This window comes from Acinetobacter sp. S4397-1, assembly GCF_024129285.1.
GTDB lineage: Bacteria > Pseudomonadota > Gammaproteobacteria > Pseudomonadales > Moraxellaceae > Acinetobacter > Acinetobacter lwoffii_C.
On record NZ_JAMXXZ010000107.1, the window covers coordinates 1 to 219 of the forward strand.

The 219-nt window shown below is 38.8% G+C and carries 1 tRNA gene; it reads right to left on the reverse strand.

From position 1 onward, the window contains the following. Nucleotides 1–128 precede the first annotated feature (128 nt). A tRNA-Ala gene (locus NI467_RS14715) sits at nt 129–204 on the reverse strand. Between the last annotated feature and the right edge of the window lie 15 nt (nt 205–219).

The following is a 219-nucleotide window of genomic DNA, read 5'->3' on the forward strand; positions in this document are numbered from 1 at the left end:
ATGAGTATGAACAAATTATTTCAACTCAAATATATGCTGTTAATGATTTTTCTAGCCTTCGTCAGGTCTAGAAACTGTGATAAATCACAGAGGTTAACAAGTATAAACTTACTAAGCTCTATAATCTATGGTGGAGACTAGGAGAGTCGAACTCCTGACCTCCTGCGTGCAAAGCAGGCGCTCTACCAACTAAGCTAAGTCCCCAGCTTATCATTTAGA